Annotated in this window: 12 protein-coding genes; 9 read left to right on the top strand and 3 right to left on the bottom strand. The window is 71.9% G+C overall.

Annotation, left to right across the window (positions count from 1 at the left end; genetic code table 11):
* The first annotated feature begins 159 nt into the window (after positions 1-159).
* The 3 genes from ACZ3YL_RS07910 (at position 160) to ACZ3YL_RS07900 (ending at position 3,844) form a co-directional block, all read left to right on the top strand.
* Positions 160-1,776, top strand: coding sequence for a DHA2 family efflux MFS transporter permease subunit (locus ACZ3YL_RS07910; RefSeq protein WP_188302573.1), 1,617 nt, complete (start codon positions 160-162; stop codon positions 1,774-1,776).
* A gap of 193 nt (positions 1,777-1,969) precedes the next feature.
* A complete protein-coding gene (locus tag ACZ3YL_RS07905) occupies positions 1,970-2,596 on the top strand; it encodes a TetR/AcrR family transcriptional regulator (protein ID WP_188302574.1) in 627 nt (208 codons plus the stop codon).
* Between the two features lie 204 nt (positions 2,597-2,800).
* Positions 2,801-3,844: an endonuclease/exonuclease/phosphatase family protein gene (locus tag ACZ3YL_RS07900; protein ID WP_465656134.1), complete on the top strand. Its 1,044-nt coding sequence runs from the start codon at positions 2,801-2,803 to the stop codon at positions 3,842-3,844.
* 51 nt (positions 3,845-3,895) lie between these two features.
* Here ACZ3YL_RS07900 and ACZ3YL_RS07895 read toward each other — a convergent pair whose 3' ends face one another.
* A complete protein-coding gene (locus ACZ3YL_RS07895; RefSeq protein WP_188302576.1) occupies positions 3,896-5,650 on the bottom strand; it encodes an NAD+ synthase in 1,755 nt (584 codons plus the stop codon).
* Between the two features lie 175 nt (positions 5,651-5,825).
* On the opposite strand from ACZ3YL_RS07895, the gene glnA reads away from it, so the two are divergent.
* Positions 5,826-7,187: a type I glutamate--ammonia ligase gene (glnA, locus tag ACZ3YL_RS07890; protein WP_188302577.1), complete on the top strand. Its 1,362-nt coding sequence runs from the start codon at positions 5,826-5,828 to the stop codon at positions 7,185-7,187.
* 140 nt (positions 7,188-7,327) lie between these two features.
* Complete coding sequence (locus ACZ3YL_RS07885; RefSeq protein WP_465656132.1) at positions 7,328-8,044, top strand: class E sortase; 717 nt, start codon at positions 7,328-7,330, stop codon at positions 8,042-8,044.
* 38 nt (positions 8,045-8,082) lie between these two features.
* On the opposite strand, the gene ACZ3YL_RS07880 is transcribed toward ACZ3YL_RS07885, so the two are convergent.
* Positions 8,083-8,874 (bottom strand): LamG domain-containing protein, encoded by a 792-nt coding sequence (locus tag ACZ3YL_RS07880; RefSeq protein WP_188302578.1) that lies wholly within the window; start codon positions 8,872-8,874, stop codon positions 8,083-8,085.
* Between the two features lie 338 nt (positions 8,875-9,212).
* Between ACZ3YL_RS07880 and ACZ3YL_RS07875 the strand changes: the two genes are divergently transcribed.
* Entirely contained in the window at positions 9,213-10,439 is a 1,227-nt protein-coding gene (locus ACZ3YL_RS07875) for a glycosyltransferase family 2 protein (protein ID WP_188302579.1), read from the top strand.
* Between the two features lie 118 nt (positions 10,440-10,557).
* Positions 10,558-13,578, top strand: a complete 3,021-nt coding sequence (locus tag ACZ3YL_RS07870) for a bifunctional [glutamine synthetase] adenylyltransferase/[glutamine synthetase]-adenylyl-L-tyrosine phosphorylase (protein ID WP_465656129.1) — start codon at positions 10,558-10,560, stop codon at positions 13,576-13,578.
* A 55-nt stretch (positions 13,579-13,633) separates the two neighbouring features.
* Here the strand turns inward: ACZ3YL_RS07870 and ACZ3YL_RS07865 are convergent, their stop codons facing one another.
* A complete protein-coding gene (locus ACZ3YL_RS07865; RefSeq protein WP_465656127.1) occupies positions 13,634-14,599 on the bottom strand; it encodes a phosphatase PAP2 family protein in 966 nt (321 codons plus the stop codon).
* Between the two features lie 317 nt (positions 14,600-14,916).
* On the opposite strand from ACZ3YL_RS07865, the gene pulA reads away from it, so the two are divergent.
* Both pulA and ACZ3YL_RS07855 read left to right on the top strand, forming a co-directional pair.
* On the top strand, positions 14,917-20,457 hold the full coding sequence (gene pulA / locus ACZ3YL_RS07860) for a pullulanase-type alpha-1,6-glucosidase (RefSeq protein ID WP_465656125.1): 5,541 nt from the start codon (positions 14,917-14,919) through the stop codon (positions 20,455-20,457).
* A 557-nt stretch (positions 20,458-21,014) separates the two neighbouring features.
* Positions 21,015-22,945, top strand: a 1,931-nt coding sequence (locus tag ACZ3YL_RS07855; RefSeq protein ID WP_465656123.1) for a M4 family metallopeptidase, incomplete at its 3' end; no start/stop codon positions are given.

The raw sequence follows: 22,945 nt of genomic DNA, 5'->3' as shown, positions 1-22,945 counted from the left end.
GCCACACGGGCCCCTGGGGCCGGTCCGGGCTTTGCCTCGATTTTACGAAACGGCCACGTCTCGTATCGTATGGGCCGCTAATCTGTTCCCGGGGGGTTACGAGACGTCCGCGACTCGCAAATGCCCGCCAGTGCCACGCCAACACGGACGGGAAGACCAATGACCACCGCAGCCGCGCCACCCCGTGTGCCGGAAGCCATCCACCGCAGGCGCTGGGCGATCCTGTGCACCCTGGTGCTCGCCCTGCTCGTCGTCGTGCTCGACAACTCGATCCTCAACGTCGCGATGAAGACCATCGCGACCCCCGCCCCGGTCGGACTGGGCGCCACCCAGAGTGACCTGGAATGGGCGATCAACTCCTACACCCTGGTGTTCGCCGGGCTGCTCTTCACCTCGGGCCTGCTCGGCGACCGCTTCGGCCGCAAGCTCGCGCTGCTGATCGGCATGGTGGTCTTCGGCATCGCCTCGCTGCTGTCCTCGATGTCCGGCTCGCCCGGTGAACTCATCGGCTACCGCGGCCTGATGGGCGTCGGCGCCGCGCTCGCGATGCCCGCCACGCTGGCGATCATCATGAACGTCTTCGAGCGCGAGGAGCAGCCCAAGGCGATCGGCATCTGGGCCGGTGCGGTCGGCCTGGCCATCGCCATCGGCCCGATCACCGGCGGCGTGCTGATCGAGCACTTCTGGTGGGGCTCGGTCTTCCTGATCAACGTCCCGATCGTGATCGTCGCGGTGATCGCGATGGCGATCCTGGTCCCCGAGTCCAAGGACCCCAGCCCGGGCGCGCTCGACCCGGTCGGCGTGCTGCTGTCCATCGTCGGCCTGGTCGCGCTGATCTACGGCATCATCAAGGGCGGCGAGCTGGCCGACTTCACCGCCTTCGCCGCCTGGGGGCCGACCCTGCTCGGCGTGGTCGCCCTGGTCTCCTTCGTCCTCTACGAGCGCCGCATCCCGTTCCCCGCGCTGGACGTCACCTGGTTCCGCAACAAGGTGTTCAGCGCCTCCGTGGTGGTGGTCGGCGTGATCTTCTTCGCGCTGATGGGCGTCTCCTTCTTCGGCGTCTTCTACATCCAGAGCGTGCGCGGCTACAGCGCGCTGCAGGCCGGTCTGCTGATGCTGCCGCTGGCCGTCGCCCAGCTGATGTTCGCCCCGCGGGCCCGGCTGGTGGTCGACCGCCTCGGCGTCGCCGCCACCGCCGCCGGCGGCATGGTGCTGGTCGCGCTCGGCTTCGTCGGCTACACCGTGCTGACCGCGACCAGCCCGATCTGGGTGCTGATCGTGCTCGGCCTGGTGATGGGTACGGGCATGGCGCACGTCATGCCGCCGGTCACCGTCGCGATCATGGGCTCGCTGCCCCGCGAGAAGGCCGGCGCCGGTTCGGCCGTCAACAACACCTTCCGCCAGGTCGGCGGCTCGCTCGGGGTCGCCGTGCTCGGCGCGGTGCTCTCCACCGTGTACCGCGACGGCATGGCCGACACCCTCACCCACCTGCCGGAGAACCTGCGCGACAAGGCGGGCGAGTCACTGGAGGCCACCCTGGCCATCGCCGGCCGGATCCCCGACGGCAAGGGGCAGGCGCTGATCGCCCCGGCGAACGACGCCTTCATCCACGCCATGCACGTGGTGGCCTCGCTCTCCGTCGGCATCTCGCTGGTCGGCGCGCTGGTCGCCTGGTTCCTGCTCCCGCGTCGCACCGCCGCCCCCGGCGGGCCGGGCGTCCGCGGCGGGAAGGCGCCCGAGCAGCAGGACCAGGCGCACGAGGCCGCGGCCGCCTGACCGCTGCCCGCCGCTGCCCGCTCGACCCGCGGGCGCCTGACCAGGGGTCGGCTGAGCGACAATGGCCCTGTCGGCCGGTGAATCCGACCGGCAGGGCCCCGGTCCGGGGTGGGGGAGACCCGCCCCGGGGCCGGACCGACGGAACCACCGACGGCGCCCGCGCGCCGGGACCACCGAGGGAGAGACGGCGGGGATGAGGACGGACACGCCGAGCGCCGACACCGGGCAGCCCTGCGCGGCGGTACGCCGCGGCAGACCCCGCAGCGAGGCCGCCGAGCAGGCCATCTTCACCGCCGTCGAGGAGATGATGGCCGCCGGCACCGCGCTCTCCGAGCTCACCGTCGAGGGCATCGCCACCGCCGCCGGCGTCGGCAAGGCCACCATCTACCGGCGCTGGCCCAACAAGGAGGCCCTGCTGGTCGACGTGGTCAGCCGGCTGGAGGTGCCGATGCCGGAGCCGTCCGGCGCCGCCCGGGACGACCTGATCGCGATGGTCGACCACGTCCGCCGACGCGGCCTCGCCAAGCGCACCCGCTGGGTGCTCAAGGCCGCCCTCGGCCAGATGCAGACCCTCCCCGAGCTGGCCGCCGCCTACCGGGAGCGGGTGATCAGGCCGCGCCGGGAGGCCGGGTTCTGCCTGATCCGCCAGGCCGTGGCCGCGGGCGTGATCCGCGACGACGTCGACCTCGACCTGCTCGGCGACCTGCTGATGGGCCCGATCCTCTACCGCAGCATCCTGTGGGACGACTCCGACCTGGAGGACCCGGACCTCGCCCGCAAGATGGTCGACGCCGTGCTCGACGGCCTCGCGCCCCGCTAGGGCCGGTGGCCCACTGCTTCGTGCCCGGACGTGGCCTGGCTCACCAAAGCGGGCCACGCCGGAACCCGCTCTCCGGGCCGCGCGTCTGTCCCGGCATAGGCTGAGCCGGGTATCCGATCAAACCGGCACCAGTCCGGCGCCGCACCCGTACCCGTACGGACCGGACGCCGGACCGGCGACGGCACGAGCGACGGGAGCCACGGCATGGCGCAGGCGGACAGCACCGAACGGACCACGGCCCGTGGCGGTGCGAGCGCGGCGACCGGCCGTACCGGCGGCTTCCTCGGCCTGCGGCACTGGGGCCGGGACGCCCGCGGTGCCAACACCTGGCGACGCGGGCTGCTGACCGCCCTGCTGGCCCTGCTCACCGCGGTGCTGCTGGCCTTCCACGCCGAGGTGCCCAACAGCGTCGGCAACCTCGGCAGCCTGCTGGAGACCTTCCTGCCCTGGGTGGGCCTGGCCGTCCCGGTGCTGCTGGTGCCCGCGCTGCTGCGCCGCTCCGCCACCGCGCTGATCGTCCTGCTGCTGCCCACCGTGCTCTGGGTCAACCTGTTCGGCGGGCTGGTGTCCGACAAGAGCGGCGGCAAGGGCGACTGGACGGTGGTCAGCCACAACGTCGCCGCCGGCAACACCGACGTGCCGGGCACCGTCCGCGGCCTCGTCGCCTCCGGCGCCGAGATCGTCGCCCTGCAGGAGCTGGCCGGCCCACAGCTGCGGGAGTACGAGACCGGGCTCGCCGGGACGTACCCGCACCACACCGTGGAGGGGACGGTCGGGCTCTGGTCGAAGTACCCGATCGGCGACGTCTCTCCGGTGGACCTGAAGATGGGCTGGACCAGGGCGTTCCGCGCCCAGGTCACCACCCCGCAGGGCCCGGTCGCGGTGTACGTCGCCCACCTGCCGTCCGTGCGGCTCAAGGCCGAGGGCGGCTTCACCGTCAACCAGCGGGACGTCAGCGCCCAGGCGCTGGGCGACGCGATCCAGGCCGAGCCGGTGAAGAAGGTGCTGCTGCTCGGCGACCTCAACGGCACCATGAACGACCGCAGCCTGGCGCCCGTCACCTCGCAGATGCGCTCGGCCCAGGGCGCGGCCGGGGACGGCTTCGGCTTCAGCTGGCCCGCGGCCTTCCCGATGGCGCGGATCGACCAGATCATGAGCAAGGGCGGGCTCCGGCCGGTGGACTCGCGCACCCTGCCCCGGGACGGCAGCGACCACCTCGCGGTGGTCGCCGCCTACAAGTTCGGCTAGGCAGAGCGCAGTTGGGCCGGGTGCGGCCGGGTGCGGCCGGACCGAGTTCGGCTAGCCGCGCCGCCAGCGGTTGGTGATCGGCAGCCGGCGGTCCCGGCCGAAGTTCTTGACCGAGATCTTCGGGCCCGGCGGGTACTGGCGCCGCTTGTACTCGGCGGTGTCGACCAGTCGGACCACCCGGTCCACCACGGCCGGGTCGAAGCCGGCCGCGACGATCGCGTCCCGGCCCTCGTCGTCCTCGATGTACCGGGCCAGCACGGTGTCCAGCAGGTCGTAGTCCGGCAGCGAGTCGCTGTCCACCTGGTCCGGCCGCAGCTCGGCGGACGGCGGCTTGGTGATGGTGTTCTCCGGGATCGGCGGCACCTCGCCGCGCCGCTCGGCCTCCTCGTTGCGCCAGTGGGCGAGGCGGAAGACCAGCGACTTGTAGACGTCCTTGATCGGGCCGTACGCGCCCACCGAGTCCCCGTACAGGGTCGAGTAGCCGACCGCCAGCTCGCTCTTGTTGCCGGGCGCGAGCACGATGTGCCCCTCCTGGTTGGAGATCGCCATCAGCAGGGTGCCGCGCAGCCGGGACTGGAGGTTCTCCTCGGCCAGGCCGGTCAGTTCGACGGCGCCGAGGTAGGCGTCGAACATCGGGGCGATGGAGACCGTCCGGAAGTGCAGCCCGGTGCGGCGGGCCAGTTCGGCCGCGTCGTCCCGGGAGTGCTGGGAGGAGTAGCGGCTGGGCATCGAGACGCAGTGCACGTTGTCGGCGCCGACCGCGTCCACCGCGATCGCGGCGACCAGCGCCGAGTCGATGCCGCCGGAGAGGCCGATCAGCACGGACCGGAAGCCGTTCTTGGCCACGTACGCCCGGGTGCCGGCGACCAGCGCGGCCCAGATCTCGGCCTCGTCGGACAGTCGCGGCGCGATGCCGGCGGCGGGCTTCCCGGCCGGGGCCGGGGCGGGCCGGTCGCTCAGCTCGGTGCGGACCAGGTGCAGCCCGTCGCTCAGCAGCAGGCCGTCGGTGTGGTCGCTGCTCGCGGCTGGCAGGTCGAGGTCCAGGACCAGCAGGTGCTCCTCGAACTGCGGTGCTCGGGCGAGGACTTCGCCGTCCGCGCCGACCACGATCGAGTCTCCGTCGAAGACCAGCTCGTCCTGGCCGCCGACCATGTTGACGTACGCCAGGGCGCAGTCCGCCTCGGCCGCCCGGCGCCGCACCAGCTCCAGCCGCTGGTCGTCCTTGTTCCGCTCGTACGGCGAGCCGTTGACCACCAGCAGCAGTCCGGCCCCGGCCTCGCGGGCGGCGGTGACCCGGCCGCCGTCCTGCCAGATGTCCTCGCAGATCGCCAGCGCGACGTCCACCCCGTGCAGCCGCAGCACCGGCAGCTGGTCGCCGGGGACGAACCAGCGGTACTCGTCGAAGACGCCGTAGTTGGGCAGGTGGTGCTTGGCGAAGCGGGTGAGCACCTCGCCCCGGTGCAGCACGGCGGCGCAGTTCTGCGGCGAGCCCGCGGGGCGGCCGAACCGCGGCGAGGCGTGCTCGGAGCGCCCGAGGTAGCCGACCACCACCGGCACCTCGCCCAGTCCGTCGTCGGCCAGCCGGCCCGCCAGCTCGACCAGGGCGCCGCGCGAGGCCTCCACGAAGGAGCGGCGCAGCGCGAGGTCCTCGACCGGGTAGCCGGTCAGGGCCATCTCGGGGAACGCGACCAGCTGGGCGCCGGCCTCCACGGCCTGCTTGGTCCAGCGCACCACCTCAGCGCTGTTGCGGGCGAGGTCACCGACCCAGGGGTCGATCTGGCTCAGGGCGAGACGGAGATTGGGCATGCCCCGAAGTCTAATCGTCTAACTGACGCGATGTCCCGTGCGGGCGATCGGACCGGGGGTCGGCCCTGCCGCGCCGGGCGGGGATCGGCCATGATGGGGGCAATCGCTTTACGTGGTCTTTCGGGGGCCTCCCGGGCGTAACACGAGCGTAAAGAGCAGAGGTGAGACTGTCCCCATGGGCAAGCAGCAGCAGTTCGTGCTTCGGACGCTCGAAGAGCGTGACATCCGGTTCGTCCGGCTGTGGTTCACCGATGTGCTCGGCTTCCTGAAGTCGGTCGCGGTGGCGCCGGCCGAACTGGAACAGGCCTTCGAGGAGGGCATCGGGTTCGACGGCTCGGCGATCGAGGGATTCGCCCGGGTGTACGAGTCCGACATGATCGCCAAGCCGGATCCGACCACCTTCCAGATCCTGCCGTGGCGCTCGGAGACCCCGGGCACCGCGCGGATGTTCTGCGACATCCTGATGCCGGACGGCTCGCCCTCCTACGCCGACCCGAGATTCGTGCTCAAGCGCACCCTGGAGAAGGCCTCCGACCAGGGCTTCACCTTCTACACCCACCCCGAGATCGAGTTCTTCCTGCTGAAGAACCTGCCCGGCGACGGCACCCCGCCGATCCCCGCCGACCAGTCCGGCTACTTCGACCACACCCCGCGCGGGGTGGGCCACGACTTCCGCCGCCAGGCGATCACCATGCTGGAGTCGATGGGCATCTCGGTCGAGTTCTCGCACCACGAGGGCGCCCCCGGCCAGCAGGAGATCGACCTGCGCTACGCCGACGCGCTGTCCACCGCGGACAACATCATGACCTTCCGGCTGGTCATGAAGGAGGTCGCGCTGGAGCAGGGCGTGCACGCGAGCTTCATGCCCAAGCCGTTCTCCGAGCACCCCGGCAGCGGGATGCACACCCACCTCTCGCTGTTCGAGGGTGACCGCAACGCCTTCCACGAGTCCGGCGCCGAGTACCAGCTCTCCAAGGTCGGCAGATCGTTCATCGCCGGCCTGCTGCGGCACGCCGCCGAGACGGCCGCCGTCACCAACCAGTGGGTGAACTCCTACAAGCGCATCTGGGGCGGTTCCCAGCGCACCGCCGGCGCCGGCGGCGAGGCCCCCTCGTACATCTGCTGGGGCCACAACAACCGCTCGGCGCTGATCCGGGTGCCGATGTACAAGCCGGGCAAGCAGGGCTCCACCCGGATCGAGGTCCGCTCGCTGGACACCGGCTGCAACCCCTACCTCGCCTACGCCGTCACCCTCGCGGCCGGCCTCAAGGGCATCGAGGAGGGCTACGAGCTGCCGCCCGGCGCCGACGACGACGTGTGGGCGCTGTCCGACTCCGAGCGCCGCGCCCTCGGCATCCAGCCGATGCCGCAGAACCTGGGCGAGGCCATCGACCTGATGCAGCGCAGCGAACTGGTCGCCGAGACCCTGGGCGAGCACGTCTTCGACTTCTTCCTGCGCAACAAGCGCCAGGAGTGGGAGGAGTACCGCTCCGAGGTCACCCCGTTCGAGCTGCGCAAGAACCTCCAGGTGCTGTAGGGGGCGTGCGGCGGGGGTTCCGGCGCGGGCCGCGGCCCTACTCCGTTCGGGGGAGGAGCGCCGCGCCGGAGTGTGTTGGCTTGCCACGGGTCGGGCGGAGCGCTGGAGTTGCCGCCTGAGCCGTGGTGAGGAGGACCGGGGTGGCGCAGCGGCAGCGGATCGGCATGGTGGTGCGGGCGGCCGCCCGGGGTTTCGGGGACGTGCTGTTGACGTTCGGCCTCCTGGTGGCCCTCTTCGCGGCGTACTCGCTCTGGTGGAGCAACGTGGTGTCCGACCGGGAGGCGGGCCGGGCCGCCGGGCGGCTGCGTGACAGCTGGTCGGTCGCCGCCCCGGCGCCGACTGCGGAGCCCTCGGCGCCGGTTGCCGGGCTGGGCGGGGCGGACCTCGGTTTCCTGCACGTGCCCGCCATGGGCCGGGACTACCAGGTGCTGATCAGGCTCGGCACGGACGACGAGACCCTGGCGGCGGGAGTGGCCGGCGTGTACACGTGGCCGTACCGCTCGGTGCCGCCCTGGGAGGGTGCGGGCAATTTCGCCCTGGCGGCGCACCGGGACGGCCACGGTGCGAAGTTCCACGACCTGGACCAGGTGGGCCCGGGGGACCCCCTGGTGGTCGAGACCAGGGACCGCTGGTACGTCTACCGGGTCGACGGCGTGCTGCCGGAGACCTCTCCCGACGACGTGGGCGTGATCGCACCCGTCCCCGTCGGCTCGCCGTACCGCTCGCCGGGGCGCTACATCACCCTGACGACGTGCACACCGGCGTACACCTCGCTCTACCGGCTGGTGGTCTGGGGGAGCCTGGTCCGGGAGGAGGCGATGACGCCCGGGCGGGTGCCGCCGCCGGAGCTGCGCTGAGCGGCCGCCCGCCCGGAGCGTCCGGCGGCCGGGCCCGCCTACCGCCTGGGACGGTCGATGCTCAGCAGGTCGACCTGCATGGTGACCGGGTCGGTGCGCGACGGCGGGTCGTGGAAGGTCCCGTCGCCGATCGAGAGGTTGAGGATCAGGTAGGCGGCGAAGTCCGGCCCGACGCCGGTCCCGTCGGACCAGACCGGCGTCATCTCGTCCTGGGACGGCCCGACGTACCAGGTGTCGTTCTGGTCGCCGAGGCGCACTGCCACGTACACCCAGCGTTCGGGGCCGATCTCCGGGCCGGAGTAGACGGTGCTGCCCGAGCGCACGTGGTTGACGAACTCGATCCGGTCCGGGTGGTCGGCGTACCACTCGAACAGGTCGAGTTCGTTGCCGCCGTCGCGCCAGGTCCACAGGCACGGCCAGGCGCCGGTGTTCGCGGCGGGCAGCCGGACGTGCACCGTGACCAGGTCGCCGGTGCGGACCTGGACTCCGGAACCACCGGAGTCGCAGGAGTCGCCGGTGGTCAGCAGGCCGGTGTCCCAGGCGCCGTCCGGGCGGTGGGTGGCGGTGATGGTCAGGCGTCCGTCGGCGGTGCTCAGCGCGTCGGTGGTCAACCGGTCGAGCTTCCAGCTGTCCGGGTTCTCGGTGCAGTCCGCGTACGCGGCGGTTTGCCAGCCCCACCGGTGACCCGGGCCCAGATCCAGGGTCTCGAACCGTTCCAGCAGCACGGAGGTGTCCCGGGCGAGCGGGGCGGCGGGCGCGGCTGACGCGGGGGCGCCGGTCACCGCAGCGACGGCCGTCACCGCCATTGCCAGCAGGAGTCGCATTGCCATGACGCCCAGCATCCGGGGCGCGCGGTCACTCCGCGCATCAGACGGAGCCGTCCGGATGAATTTCGTACCAGCACCCCGGATCGCGTGCCCCGGATTGGTGTGTTATTGAGGCGCATCGGCCGGTTCGTGATAGATCTCGCGTGGGTTTTATGGCGGTGGCCCGATGCTCGCCGATTCCTTCGGATTTGCGCATGAATTCACCGGACAAGAAGTCGGACCAGTCAGTGAGGAATAATCATGTACGGACTCGCGCATACTGGCGTCGCCTCCCTGGCGCTGCTGGCGACCGGCGGAGCCGCCGCCGCGATCGGTGCGGCTGTGAAGTGGTTCGCCCGGCGGTGACCGAGTCGCTGACCGTGCTGATTCCGGCACACAACGAGGCGGACTTCATCGCGTCCGCGGTGGAGTCCGCCTTCGGTCAGACGGCGCGGCCGCGCACCGTGCTGGTCATCGCGGACTCCTGTACCGACGACACGGTGGCGATCGCCCGGCGGTGCGGCGCCGACGTGCTGGAGGTCGACCGGAGGAGCAAGCCGGAGTCGCTCAACCTCGCCCTCGCGGAGGTGACCACCGAGTTCGTCGCCCTGCTCGACGCGGATGGCTACTTCGCCTCCGACGGGGCGTTGGAGATGTGCCTGGAACGGATCTGCGCCAAGGACTACGGCGGCGTCTGCATGTCCGTCACGCCGCACGCCGTCAAGGGCGTGTTCCAGCGCTCGCGCGTGATCGAGTGGGCGGCGGCCCACCGGATGTCCCGGACGGTCGAGTCCTGGCACGGCTGGGTCGCCGTACTGTCCGGCTGTGCGGGCGTCTACCGCACGGAGGCGGTCCGGGCGGTCGGCGGCTGGTCCACCGACAGCCTCTGCGAGGACGTCGAACTGGCGCTCAAGATGAACCGGGCGGGGCGGAAGGCGGGATTCGTGCCCGGCGCGTACGTGTGCGTGCGCGACCCGGGCAGCTGGTCCGTCTACTGGGCGCAGACCCACCGGTGGGCGGCGGGCTGGGCGCAGGCGCTGTACAAGCACCGCGGTCTGTTCTTCCGCAACTGGGGATTCACCCGGGTATTCGGTGCGATGCTCGTGGACAGTGTCCTGATGGCCTCCGGATACGTCTCGCTGCTTTATCAGCTGGTCACCAGGTTCGCCCATTTCGACGCCTTCCGCTGGATGGGTGTGTGGTTCTTGATGATGGTGGCGCTGACCTTCGGAACGGCGGCCCTGCAAATCGGGATCCGGCGGACGCTCAGCTGCTATCCGGCCTATCTCGTGGTGGGCACCATGGGCACCGTCGTTTCCCTCTGGGTGATGTTCCGGGAATGGGTGCTGGGCCGGCATCTGACGTCCTGGACCGGCCGTCAAGGACGCCGGGGCGTCATCACCCGGATGTCGGAACGACGGCGACTCGGCCTCGCCCTGACGGGTGCCGGGTTGGGCGTGCTCGGCGCGGTCTCCGGCAGCCTGCTCGACCGGGAGTCCCTGCTGCTGACGGGCACCGCCGCGACCGGTTCGGTACTGCTGTCGGCGCTGCTCTGGCACCTGGTGAACCGGATGCCGGAGCGGGCCTGACACCGTTACGGCCGCCCGCGCCACGGCCCCCGTGGCGCGGGCGGACCGGCTCCTGGGAAGGTAGGTCCAGGGCCCGGGCACGTGCGCGGGCCGCCGGGCGTGCTGGGAGGGCGATGGCGTGGAGGAGCAGCGAGCCGGGAGCCGGGTCAGCCGGCCCGAGATCAGGCTGGTCCGGCGCGGGTTCACCGATCCCGCGAAGGCCGTAGGGCTGCTGGACGGCCCCGGACTGGAGGGCCTGGCCGACGATCCGGTGCTGCTGGACGCGCTCGGCGCCACCGCCGACCCCGACCTCGCACTGCTGGGCCTGGCCCGGCTGCTGGAGGCCGCCGACGACGCCGAACGACACACCCTGCGCGACACCCTCACCACCTCCAAACCGCTGCGCGACCGGCTGCTCGGCGTGCTCGGCGTCTCCACCGCGCTCGCCGACCACCTGGCCCGGCACCCGCACGACTGGCACGTGCTGGTCACCTTCGAACTGCGCGACATGCACCCCGGCCCGGCGGACTTCCGCCGCGCCCTCGCCGAGGGCGTCCAAGGCGCCCAGCACCACCCGGAGAACGCGCTGCGGGTCGCCTACCGCCGCTGCCTGCTGGCCATCGCCGCCCGCGACCTCACCGGCACCACCGACCTCGCCCAGACCGCCGCCGAACTCGCCGACCTGGCCGGCGCCACCCTGCAGACCGCCCTGGACCTCGCCGCCGACCAGGACCCGGAGGCCGCCGCGGCCTGCCGGCTCGCGGTGATCGGGATGGGCAAGTGCGGCGGCCGCGAACTCAACTACGTCTCCGACGTGGACGTCATCTTCGTCGCCGAGCCGCGCGAGGGCGTGGCCGAGCACGAGGCGGTCCAGGCCGCCACCCGGCTGGCCGCCGCGCTCACCCGGCTGTGCTCGGACACCACCGGCGAGGGCACCATCTGGCCGGTGGACGCCAACCTGCGCCCCGAGGGCCGCAACGGGCCACTGGTGCGCACCCTGGCCAGCCACCTCGCCTACTACCAGCGCTGGGCCAAGACCTGGGAGTTCCAGGCGCTGCTCAAGGCCCGCCCGGTCGCCGGGGACGCCGAACTCGGCGCCGCCTACGTCGAGGCGCTCGCCCCGATGGTCTGGCAGGCCGCCGCCCGGGAGAACTTCGTCACCGACGTGCAGCAGATGCGCCGCCGGGTGATCGACTCCATCCCGGCCCCCGAACTGGACCGCCAGCTCAAACTCGGCCCCGGCGGGCTGCGCGACGTCGAGTTCTCCGTCCAGCTGCTCCAGCTGGTGCACGGCCGCACCGACCCGGCGCTGCGCAGCGGCAACACCCTGGAGGCGCTGGCCGCGCTCTCCCGCGGCGGGTACGTCGGCCGGGCCGACGCCGTCTCGCTGGACACCGCGTACCGCTTCCTGCGTTCGCTGGAGCACCGCATCCAGCTGCACCGGCTGCGCCGCACCCACCTGATGCCCACCGCCGAGGAGGACCAGCGCCGCCTCGCCCGCTCGCTCGCCACGCTGATCAACGACGACACCCGCTCCGACCCGGTGGCCGCCCTGCAGCGCGAGTGGAAGCGGCACGCGGTGGAGGTCCGGCGGCTGCACGAGAAGCTGTTCTACCGGCCGCTGCTCGACGCCGTCGCCGAACTGCCGCCCGGCGCCGCCGGGTTGACCCCGGATGCGGCCCGGGCCCGGCTGGAGGCGCTCGGCTACGCCGACCCGGCCGCCGCGCTGCGGCACATCAGCGCGCTCGCCTCCGGGGTCAGCCGCAAGGCCGCGATCCAGCGCACCCTGCTGCCGGTGCTGCTCGGCTGGTTCGCCGAATCCGCCGACCCGGACGCCGGGCTGCTCAACTTCCGCCAGGTCTCCGACGCGCTCGGCCGCACCCCCTGGTACCTGCGGCTGCTGCGCGACGAGAGCGCCGCCGCCGAGCAGCTGGCCCGGGTGCTGTCGGCCGGCCGGCTCGCCCCCGACCTGCTGCTGCGCGCCCCCGAGGCGGTGGCCATGCTCGGCGACCCCCAGGGCCTGGCGCCGCGCGGCCGGGCGGCCCTGCAGTCGGAGATACTGGCCGCCGTCGGCCGGGCCGGCTCGACCGGCGCCGCGGTGGCCGCCGCCCGCTCGGTGCGCCGCCGGGAGCTGTTCCGGACGGCTGCCGCCGACGTGCTCGGCCGCCTCGGGGAGCACCCGGCCGAGGCGCTGGACGTCGCCGGGGAGGCGCTCACCGCCCTCAACGCCGCCACCCTCCAGGGCGCGCTGCGCGCCTGCACGGCCGGCTGGGAGGCCGAGAACGGGGACCTGCCCACCCGGATCGCGGTGATCGCGATGGGCCGCTTCGGCGGGCACGAACTGGGCTACGGTTCGGACGCGGACGTGCTCTTCGTCCATGAGCCGCTGCTCGGCTCGCTGGAGCAGGAGGCGGCCAGGGCCGCCCAGGCGATCTGCAACGAACTGCGCACCCTGCTGGCCGCGCCCTCCACCGAGCCGCCGCTGCTGGTCGACGCCGACCTGCGGCCCGAGGGGCGCAGCGGCCCGCTGGTGCGCACCCTGGCCTCGTACGCCGCGTACTACCGGCGCTGGTCGCACGCGTGGGAGAGCCAGGCGCTGCTGCGGGCCGAGCCGGTGGCCGGGGACCAGGAGCTGGGCGCGCGGTTCCGGCAGCTGATCGATCCGCTGCGCTACCCGGGCGCCGGGGTGCCGGAGCGGGACCTGATGGAGATCCGCCGGATCAAGGCGCGGATCGAGGCCGAGCGGCTGCCGCGCGGCGCCGACCCGACCACCCACACCAAGATCGGCCGGGGCGGGCTGGCGGACGTGGAGTGGACGGTGCAGCTGCTCCAGCTCCAGCACGGGCACGAGGTGCCGAACCTGCGCACCACCCGGACCAGGGCCGCGCTGGCGGCCGCCGCCGGGGCCGGGCTGGTGGAGCCCGCCGACGCGGAGGTGCTGGAGGCGGCCTGGGTGCTGGCCTCCCGGGTGCGCTCCGCGGTGATGCTGGTGCGCGGGCGGCCGGGGGACAGCTTCCCCGGGGAGGCCCGGGAGCTGGCCGGGGTGGCCCGCTACCTCGGGTACGGCGCCGGGCACAGCGGGGAGCTGGTGGACGACTACCGGCGCACCACCCGGCGGGCCCGGGCGGTGGTGGACCGGTTGTTCTACGGGACGGGCTGAGCCTGCGCGGCCATGCGAAAGGGGCCCCGCGGGGGCCCCTCGTCGCGGCCAGGTCCTAGCGGCGGGCGCTGCTGACGGCCGGCTCGCTCCACTGCTCGGGGACGGTGACCGGCTCCTCGGAAGCCTCCCGGGCGGGCACCTGGGGCAGCTTGTACACCCACTCGTGGTAGAGCCAGCGGGCGGTCAGGAAGCCGACCGTGAGGCAGATCTCGCCGCCCACGGCGTCCATCCAGAAGTGGTTGGCGGTCGAGATGATGACCGTCAGGGTGGCCAGCGGGTACATCAGGCCGAGCGCCCTGACCCACGTCCGGCGGGCCAGGAAGAAGATCGCCAGGCCGCACCACATCGACCAGCCGATGTGCATCGAGGGCATCGCCGCGTACAGGTTGGAGACGTGCGCGGCCGGACCGGAGGCGAACGACCCCCAGGTGCCGTGGGCCTTCACGGTGTCGATGAAGCCGCCGTCGGTCATCAGCCGGGGCGGGGCCAGCGGGAAGAAGTAGAAGCCGACCAGGGCGATCCCGGTGGTGACGAACAGCACCGTGCGGGCCGCGACGTAGCGGCCGGGGTGCCAGCGGTAGAGCCAGATCAGCACGCCGATCGTGATGATGAAGTGCAGCGTCGCGTAGTAGTAGTTCATCCCCGTGATGAGCCACCCGACGCTGTCCATGGCGTGGTTGATCGAGCGCTCGACGGCGATGCCGAGGTGCTGCTCCAACTCCCAGATCCAGCGCGCGTTCCGCTGCGCCACCGCCTCCTGCTCGGGGACGGCGTTGCGGACGATCGAGTAGATCCAGTAGCTGATGCCGATCAGCGCGAGTTCGATCCAGATCCGCGGCCGGGCCGGTGAGCGGCGCTGGTTCCGGATGCGGTTGCGCAGGGCGGCGGTGCGGGACTGGGCGGCACGGGTGGCTCCTTCGGGCTGCCGGGCCGAAGTGGCCCTGGCTGCCTCGGAACCGCCACCGTGGGCCGCGTCGGCGCGCCCGGCGTCGCCTCGCTGGATCTCGGTCGGTTCCCCCATGGACGAGAAGTCTGCCAGACCGCTCGTAGCCGTCTGCTCATCCTCTGGAAGTGGATTCTTCACCGGATGTCCCCCTCCAGGGGTAGGGGGCGGATCCCACCGGGGTAGGGGGTGCGATCGAGTCTGGTGCTTACCGGTGGGACGGACATACGTCCCATTGTCACGCTGTCCGCCGTTGGGACGTAACCGGGGTGGCCGGGAGGGTCGTCGACCTGGATTTTCCCGGCACGAAACCCTTTCTGCATCTTGCTGAAACATATTGCAGGCCGCTAGCTTCCTGGGAAATCGATCGCCCCTTCCCCTAAGGGAGCCCCTCAGTGACCGATGCCGCGCTCCGCCCCCGACGGAGCCGTATCCGACGCAGACCCGGCCGCACGGCCGCCCTGCTGGCCGCCGCGCTGACCGCCGCCACCCTCGGCGGCGCCCCCGCGGCCCTCGCCGCCGCCCCGCCGGCCCCGCCCTCGGACGCCGCACTGGCGGCCACCGCCGGGCGGCACGACCTCACCCGCGAGCAGTACTACTTCGTCCTGCCCGACCGCTTCGCCAACGGCGACACCGGCAACGACACCGGCGGCATCACCGGCGGACGGCTGGACAACGGCTTCGACCCGAGCGACAAGGGCTTCTACCACGGCGGTGACCTGGCCGGCCTGATCCAGAAGCTCGACTACATCCAGAACCTCGGCACCACCGCGATCTGGATGGCCCCGATCTTCAAGAACGAGCCGGTGCAGGGCAGCGGGGCCGACGCCTCGGCCGGCTACCACGGCTACTGGATCACCGACTTCACCCAGGTCGACCCGCACTTCGGCACCAACGAGCAGCTCAAGGAGCTGATAGCCAAGGCGCACGCGCGCGGCATCAAGGTCTTCTTCGACGTCATCACCAACCACACCGCCGACGTCATCGACGACGCCGAGCAGCAGCACGGCTACCGCTCCACCGGCGCCTACCCGACCCTCGACGTGGACGGCAACCCGGTCGACGAGACCGCGATCGCCGACGCCCGAGCCCCCTGGCCGAAGATCACCAAGGACTCCTTCCCCTACACCCCGGTCTTCCGCACCCCGGCCGACGCCAAGGCCAAGAGCCCGTCCTGGCTCAACGACCCGGCGCTCTACCACAACCGGGGCGACTCCACCTTCGTCGGCGAGTCCGCCACCGAGGGCGACTTCAACGGCCTGGACGACCTCGACACCCAGAACCCCCGGGTGGTCCAGGGCTTCGAGCAGGTCTACCAGCAGTGGGTCAAGGACACCGGGGTGGACGGCTTCCGGATCGACACCGTCAAGCACGTCGACATGGCGTTCTGGCAGCAGTGGGCGCCCGCGCTCAAGGACTTCGCCGCCAAGCAGGGCAACAAGCGGTTCTTCATGTTCGGCGAGGTCTACTCCGGGGACCCGGCCGTCACCTCGCCCTACGTCACCAAGGGCAAGCTCCAGGCCACCCTGGACTTCCCGTTCCAGGGCGCGGCCCGCTCCTACGTCTCCCAGGGCGGCTCGGCCAGGAACCTCGCCGACGTCTACGGCCAGGACTACCGCTACACCAGCGCCGACACCGACGCCTACGAGCTGCCGACCTTCCTCGGCAACCACGACATGGGCCGCTTCGGCTCCTTCCTGCTCGCCGACAACCCGGGCGCCGACGACGCCACCCTGCTGAAGAAGGACCGGCTCGGCAACGAGCTGCAGTTCCTCACCCGAGGCCAGCCCGTCGTCTACTACGGCGACGAGCAGGGCTTCACCGGCGCGGGCGGCGACAAGGACGCCCGGCAGGACATGTTCGCCTCCAGGACGGCCTCGTACAACGGCGACCGGGTGCTCGGCGGCCCCTCCGGCCCCGCCGACCGCTACGGGCAGGGCGGCGAGCTCTACCAGGGCATCGCCGGCCTGGCCAAGCTGCGCCGCGACAACCCGGCGCTGGCCGACGGCGCGCAGATCGAGCGCTACGCCGCCGACGGCGCGGGCGTGTACGCCTTCTCCCGGATCGACGCCGGGCAGCAGGTCGAGTACCTGGTCGCGGTCAACAACGCCACCGAGGCGAAGACCGCCACCCTGGACACCTTCTCGGCGGGCATGGGCTTCGACTCCGTCTACCCGTCGACGGGCGCGCGGATCACCAGCGGCGCCGACCGCAAGGTCACGGTGACCGTGCCGGCGCTGTCCTCCGTGGTGTTCAAGGCCGGGGCCCGGCTCGCCCCGGTGGCCGCCGCGCCGCAGCTGTCGGTGCGGCCGCCCGCGGACGGGTCCACCGGGCCGGTCACCATCGGCGCCAGGACGGACGGCGGCTTCAACCGGGTGAGCTTCGCCGCCCAGACCGGCAACGGGCCCTGGCAGACGCTGGGCACGGCCGACACCGGCACGTCCGGCTCCGACGGCCAACGACTCTTCGCGGTGACCCAGGACCTGAGCGCCGTCGCCCCCGGCACGGTGGTGCGCTACAAGGCCGTCGTCCAGGACTCCAGCGGCCACCTGCGCTCCGCCACCGCGAGCTTCACCACCGGCACCCCCGCGCCCAAGCCGGTGCCCACCGCCGGCGCCCGCCCGTACGCCGTCGTCCACTACAACCGTCCGGACGGCGACTACGACGGCTGGAACCTCTACGCCTGGGGCGACCTCGCCGACGGCGAGGGCACCCAGTGGCCCGCCGGGCACGCCTTCACCGGGCGGGACGCGTACGGCGCCTTCGCGTACGTGCGGCTCAAGCCCGGCGCCTCGGACGTCGGCTTCATCGTGGAGAAGAACGGCGTCAAGGATGTGGACGCCGACCGCCACGTCGACGTCGGCGCCACCGGCGAGGTCTGGCTGAAGCAGGGCGACGCCACCGTCCGTACGGCCGACCCCGGCCCGGCGAACAGCCAGCCCGCCGACACGGCCGTCATCCACTACAACCGGGCCGACGGTGATTACGACGGCTGGGGCCTGCACGACTGGACCGGCGCCGCCACCCCCACCGACTGGGGCAAGCCGCTGACGCCGGTGCGCCGCGACGCCTTCGGCGCCGTCTTCGAGGTGCCGCTCGCCCCCGGGGCGACCAGCCTCAGCTACATCCTCCACCACGGCAACGACAAGGACCTGCCCGCCGACCAGTCGCTGGACTTCGCCGTCAACGGCAAGGAGGTGTGGATCCTCGGCGGCCGCGAGGGCTACCTGCTGCCGCAGAACCCCGCCGCCTCCTCGCAGTTGGACCTCGGCAGCGCCAAGGCCCAGTGGATCGACGCGAAGACCGTCGTCGTCCCCGCCGGCTACGGCGCGGGTGACGCCGCCCTGGCCGGCGGCACCAGCGCCCAGCTGGTCTACGACCCGGAGGGCGGCATCCGCGCCGACAAGGGCGTGCTGACCAAGCCGGGCCGGTGGATCCGGCTCACCCCCGTCGCGGGCGGGCTCACCGACGCCCAGAAGGCCAAGTACCCCCATCTGGCCGGATACCGGGCCTTCACCGTGGACGCCCGGGACACCGCCCGCGTCCCGGCCGCGCTGCGCGGCCAGCTGCTGTTCACCGAACACCTGCCCAGCGGCGCGGTGTCGGCCGGCACCGGAGTCCAGACCCCGGGCGTGCTGGACGACTTGTACGCCCGCCGGACCGGAAAGGTGGACTTCGGCCCGGCGTACTACGACGGCAAGGTCGCGCTCTCGCTCTGGGCACCGACCGCCCAGCAGGTGTCCGTCCAGGTCTTCGACAGCGCCACCGGGGGCAACCCGAGGACGCTGCCGATGAAGCTGGACGACGAGACCGGCGTGTGGGAAGTCGTCCGGGACAGGAAGGAGTTGGACGGCGCGTACTACCTGTACCAGGTGAAGGTCTGGGCGCCCTCGGTGCAGCAGCTGGTGGTCAACACCGTCACCGACCCGTATTCGGTCGCGCTGTCCACCGACTCCAAGCGCAGCCTGGTCGCCGACCTCGACGCCAAGGAGCTCAAGCCGGCGGGCTGGGACGACCAGGCCCGCCCGAAGGCCGTCCCGCCCGCGCAGCAGCAGATCCAGGAACTCCACGTCCGGGACTTCTCGGTGGAGGACACCAGCGTCCCGGCCGCCGAGCGCGGCACCTACCTGGCCTTCACCGAGTCGAACTCGGCCGGGATGCAGCACCTGCGGGACCTCGCCAAGGCCGGCGTGACCACCGTCCACCTGCTGCCGACCTTCGACATCGCCACCGTCCACGAGAACCGGGCGGACCAGAAGCTGCCCGCCTGCGACCTCAAGTCCCTTCCCCCGGACGGCCCGAAGCAACAGGAGTGCGTGGCGGCCGTCGCCGCCGACGACGCCTACAACTGGGGCTACGACCCGCTGCACTACAACGTGCCGGAGGGCTCGTACGCGACCGACCCGAACGGCACGGCCCGTACCGTGCAGTTCCGGCAGATGGTCCAGGCGATGCACGCCGCCGGGCTGCGGGTGGTGCTGGACGTGGTCTACAACCACACCGCGGCCGCCGGCCAGGCCGAGCACTCCGTCCTGGACAAGGTGGTGCCCGGCTACTACCAGCGGCTGGACGCCGACGGCAAGGTGACCACGGACAGCTGCTGCGCCGACACCGCGCCCGAACACGCCATGATGAACCGGCTGGTGGTCGACTCGGTGACGCTGTGGGCCCGCGAGTACCAGGTCGACGGCTTCCGCTTCGACCTGATGGGCCTGGACCCGAAGTCCACCATGATGGACGTGCAGGCCGCACTGCGGAAGATGACGCCCGAATCCGACGGCGTGGACGGCAAGAACGTCTTCCTCTACGGCGAGGGCTGGAACTTCGGCACCGTCGCGAACAACGCCCGGTTCGAGCAGGCCACCCAGGCCACCATGGCCGGCACCGGCATCGCCACCTTCGACGACCGGATCCGCGACGCCGCCCGCGGTGGCAACTTCATGCTGAGCTCCGCGCCCCAGCAGGGCTTCGCCTCGGGCCTGTACACCGACCCCAACGGCTCGGCCGCGAACGGCAGTCCGGCGGAGCAGAAGGCCCGGCTGCTGCACCAGATGGACCAGCTGCAGGTCGGACTGACCGGCAACCTGGCCGGGTACTCCTTCACCGACAGCGCGGGGAAGGCCGTCACCGGCGCCCAGGTCGACTACAACGGCGCCCCGACCGGGTACGCGGCCAAGCCGGGCGAGGCGGTGGAGTACGTGGACGCCCACGACAACACCGATCTGTTCGACGCGCTCGCGTACAAGCTGCCGACCGGCACCTCGCCCGCCGACCGGGGCCGGATGCAGGCGCTCGGGCTGTCGCTGACCGCGCTCACCCAGGGTGCGGGCTTCGCCCAGGCCGGCAGCGACCTGCTGCGCTCCAAGTCGCTGGACTCCAACTCCTACGACTCGGGGGACTGGTTCAACGCGATCCACTGGCCCGACCCGTCGACAGGGGCGTCGGACGGCAACGGCTGGGGCCGCGGCCTGCCGATGGCGAAGGACAACCAGGAGCTCTGGCCGGCCGCCAAGTCCCTGCTGGCCGACCCGCGGCTGACCGTCGGCGCGGCCGACATCCGGGCGACCAGCGCGCAGTTCCAGGACTTCCTGCGGATCAAGCAGTCCTCGCCGCTGTTCTCGCTGCCGACCCTGGCCGACGTCCAGCAGCGGCTGTCGTACCCGCTCTCCGGCACGCCCGGTGAGACGCCCGGGGTGATCACCCTGCACCTGGACGGCACCGGGCTGGCGGGGGCCCAGAAGGGCGTCACCGTGGTGTTCAACGCCACGCCCACCGCGCAGGCACAGACCGTGGCGGCCCTGAAGGGGACGAGCCAGGCGCTGCACCCCGTCCAGGCGGGCGGGGTGGACGGGGTGGTGAAGCAGTCCGGCTTCGACGCCGCGACCGGCACCTTCACCGTGCCGGGTCGTACCGTGGCGGTGTTCGTGCAGGGCTGATTCCGTCGGCCCCGACTCCCGGGCCCCGCATCGCCGTTCGGGCGGTGCGGGGCCCGGTTCCGTTCCGGGCGGAGTATGGCCGGAATCCGGTGGTGGCACGGCCGGAACTGTGACGTGCCGGTCCGGTCCGGTGCCGGCCGTGCCCCGGCGGGGCGGGTGGCGGGCCTGAGTGCTGGTCAGTCACCTCCGGTGGTGATCGAACTTTTCCGGGGGCATGAAAACCGTGTTCAAGACTTCGTCATGACGTAACACAACTGACGGAACGTCGTGCATACGGTTTCGGTAAATAATCGGCCAATCGGTGGCATGCATCTGTCATTAACGGCGCGTTTGCTGCCACGATTCCTCCGGCTGCAGACGAGGGGGCCCCACCCCCCGGTGCAGCAGCTCCAGTTCAGGTGCAGCGCGTCCCAACCTGCAGAGAAACCCCGCACGACTCGTGAGCACTGCCATCGCACCCCCGTCGCACCCGACGGGGGCCCCCACTGCGCCGCAACCCCGCGGCCCAGGTTCTCTCCACCGTGCGCGCACCCGCGCCGGTCGGAAAAGGAGTCCGCATGTCACGTCACGCTCACGTCCGGAAGGCGGCAGTCGTCATGGCCGCCACCACGGCGCTGCTGGTCACCGGCATACCGGTGATGGCACAGGCCGCCCCGGACGCGCCGACCGCCGTCGCCAGCCAGCAGGCGAGCCGGGCCGCGCTGATCGCCTCGGCGAACCAGCAGACCACCTCCCTGGCCCAGGCGCTCGGCCTGAGCGGCAAGGAGCAGCTGGTCACCAAGGACGTCGTCCAGGACGCCAACGGTGGTCGCCACCTGCGCTACGAGCGCACCTACGCCGGACTCCCCGTCCTCGGTGGCGACCTGATCGTCCACCAGGACGCCGCCGGCGCCACCAAGAGCGTGACCAAGGCCAGCGAGGCCAACCTCGCCGGCGTGGACACCACCCCCGCGCTGGCCGCGCCGAAGGCCCAGGAGGCCGCCCTCGCCGCCGAGCAGGGCACCGTCGACGGCGCGCCCCGGCTGGTCGTCTGGGCCGCCGACGGCACCCCGAAGCTCGCCTGGGAGACGGTGGTCAACGGCCGCGAGTCGGACGGCACCCCGAGCAAGCTGCACGTCGTCACCGACGCCAAGACCGGCACCGTGCTCAGCAGGGCCGACGGCATCAAGCGCGGCAGCGGCACCGGCGTCTTCGTCGGCACCGTCCCGCTGACCACCACCCAGAGCGGCTCCACCTACTCGCTCAAGGACGCCACCCGCGGCGGCCAGTACACCACCGACATGAAGAACGGCACCTCCGGCAACGGCACGCTGTTCTCCAAGTCCTCCGACACCTGGGGCAACGGCCAGGCCAGCAACCGTGAGTCGGCGGCCGTCGACGCCCAGTACGGCGCGGCCGTCACCTGGGACTTCTACAAGAACAACTTCGGCCGCAACGGCATCAAGAACGACGGCGTCGGCGCGATGAGCCGGGTGCACTACGACACCGGCTACGTCAACGCCTTCTGGGACGACAGCTGCTTCTGCATGACGTACGGCGACGGCAGCGGCGACACCCACCCGCTCACCGAACTCGACGTCTCCGGCCACGAGATGAGCCACGGCGTCACCTCGGCCACCGCCAACCTGAACTACTCGGGTGAGTCCGGCGGCCTCAACGAGGCGACCTCCGACATCATGGGCACCGGCGTCGAGTTCTACGCCAACCTGCCCGCCAACCCGCCGAACTACCTGATCGGCGAGCTGATCGACATCAACGGCAACGGCACGCCGCTGCGCTACATGGACAAGCCCTCCAAGGACGGCACCTCGGCCGACTCCTGGTACTCGGGCGTCGGCAACCTGGACGTCCACTACTCGTCCGGCGTGGCCAACCACTTCTTCTACCTGCTGTCCGAGGGCAGCGGTGCGAAGACCATCAACGGCTTCAACTACAACAGCCCGACGGTCAACAACATCACCGTCTCCGGCATCGGCCGGGACAAGGCGCTGCAGGTCTGGTACAAGGCGCTGACCGCCTACATGACCTCCACCACCGACTACGCCGCGGCCCGCACCGCGACCCTGAGCGCGGCCACCGACCTGTACGGCGCCAACAGCGCCGAGTACAACGCGGTCGCCACCGCCTGGGCCGCCGTCAACGTCGGCTCGCTGCCCAACCCGGGCGGGGTCAGCGTCACCAGCCCGGGCAACCAGTCCACCGCGGTGGGCGGTTCGGTCAACCTGCAGATCAAGGCCTCGGGAGGGACGGCCCCGCTGTCCTACTCGGCCAGCGGGCTGCCGGCCGGCCTGGCGATCAACGCCGGCACCGGCGTGATCACCGGCTCCCCGACCGCCGCGGGCAGCTCCAACGTGACGGTCACGGTGAAGGACTCGGCCGGCAAGTCCGGCACGACCAGCTTCGGTTGGACGGTCACCGGTGGTGGTGGCGGGTCCTGCACCCCGGCGCAGCTGCTCGGCAACGCGGGCTTCGAGACCGGTTCGGCGGC

This window comes from Kitasatospora sp. NPDC023176 (genome assembly GCF_055560495.1).
The sequence above is the reverse complement of the archived record's forward strand: the minus strand, read 5'-3'. Positions and strand labels throughout refer to the sequence as shown.

Bases quoted from the DNA above. Each gene is read 5' to 3' on its own strand.
- ACZ3YL_RS07910 (WP_188302573.1), top strand. From the start codon at position 160: ATGACCACCGCAGCCGCGCCACCCCGTGTGCCGGAAGCCATCCACCGC.
- ACZ3YL_RS07905 (WP_188302574.1), top strand. From the start codon at position 1,970: ATGAGGACGGACACGCCGAGCGCCGACACCGGGCAGCCCTGCGCGGCG.
- ACZ3YL_RS07900 (WP_465656134.1), top strand. From the start codon at position 2,801: ATGGCGCAGGCGGACAGCACCGAACGGACCACGGCCCGTGGCGGTGCG.
- ACZ3YL_RS07895 (WP_188302576.1), bottom strand. From the start codon at position 5,650: ATGCCCAATCTCCGTCTCGCCCTGAGCCAGATCGACCCCTGGGTCGGT.
- glnA (WP_188302577.1), top strand. From the start codon at position 5,826: ATGGGCAAGCAGCAGCAGTTCGTGCTTCGGACGCTCGAAGAGCGTGAC.
- ACZ3YL_RS07880 (WP_188302578.1), bottom strand. From the start codon at position 8,874: ATGGCAATGCGACTCCTGCTGGCAATGGCGGTGACGGCCGTCGCTGCG.
- ACZ3YL_RS07865 (WP_465656127.1), bottom strand. From the start codon at position 14,599: ATGGGGGAACCGACCGAGATCCAGCGAGGCGACGCCGGGCGCGCCGAC.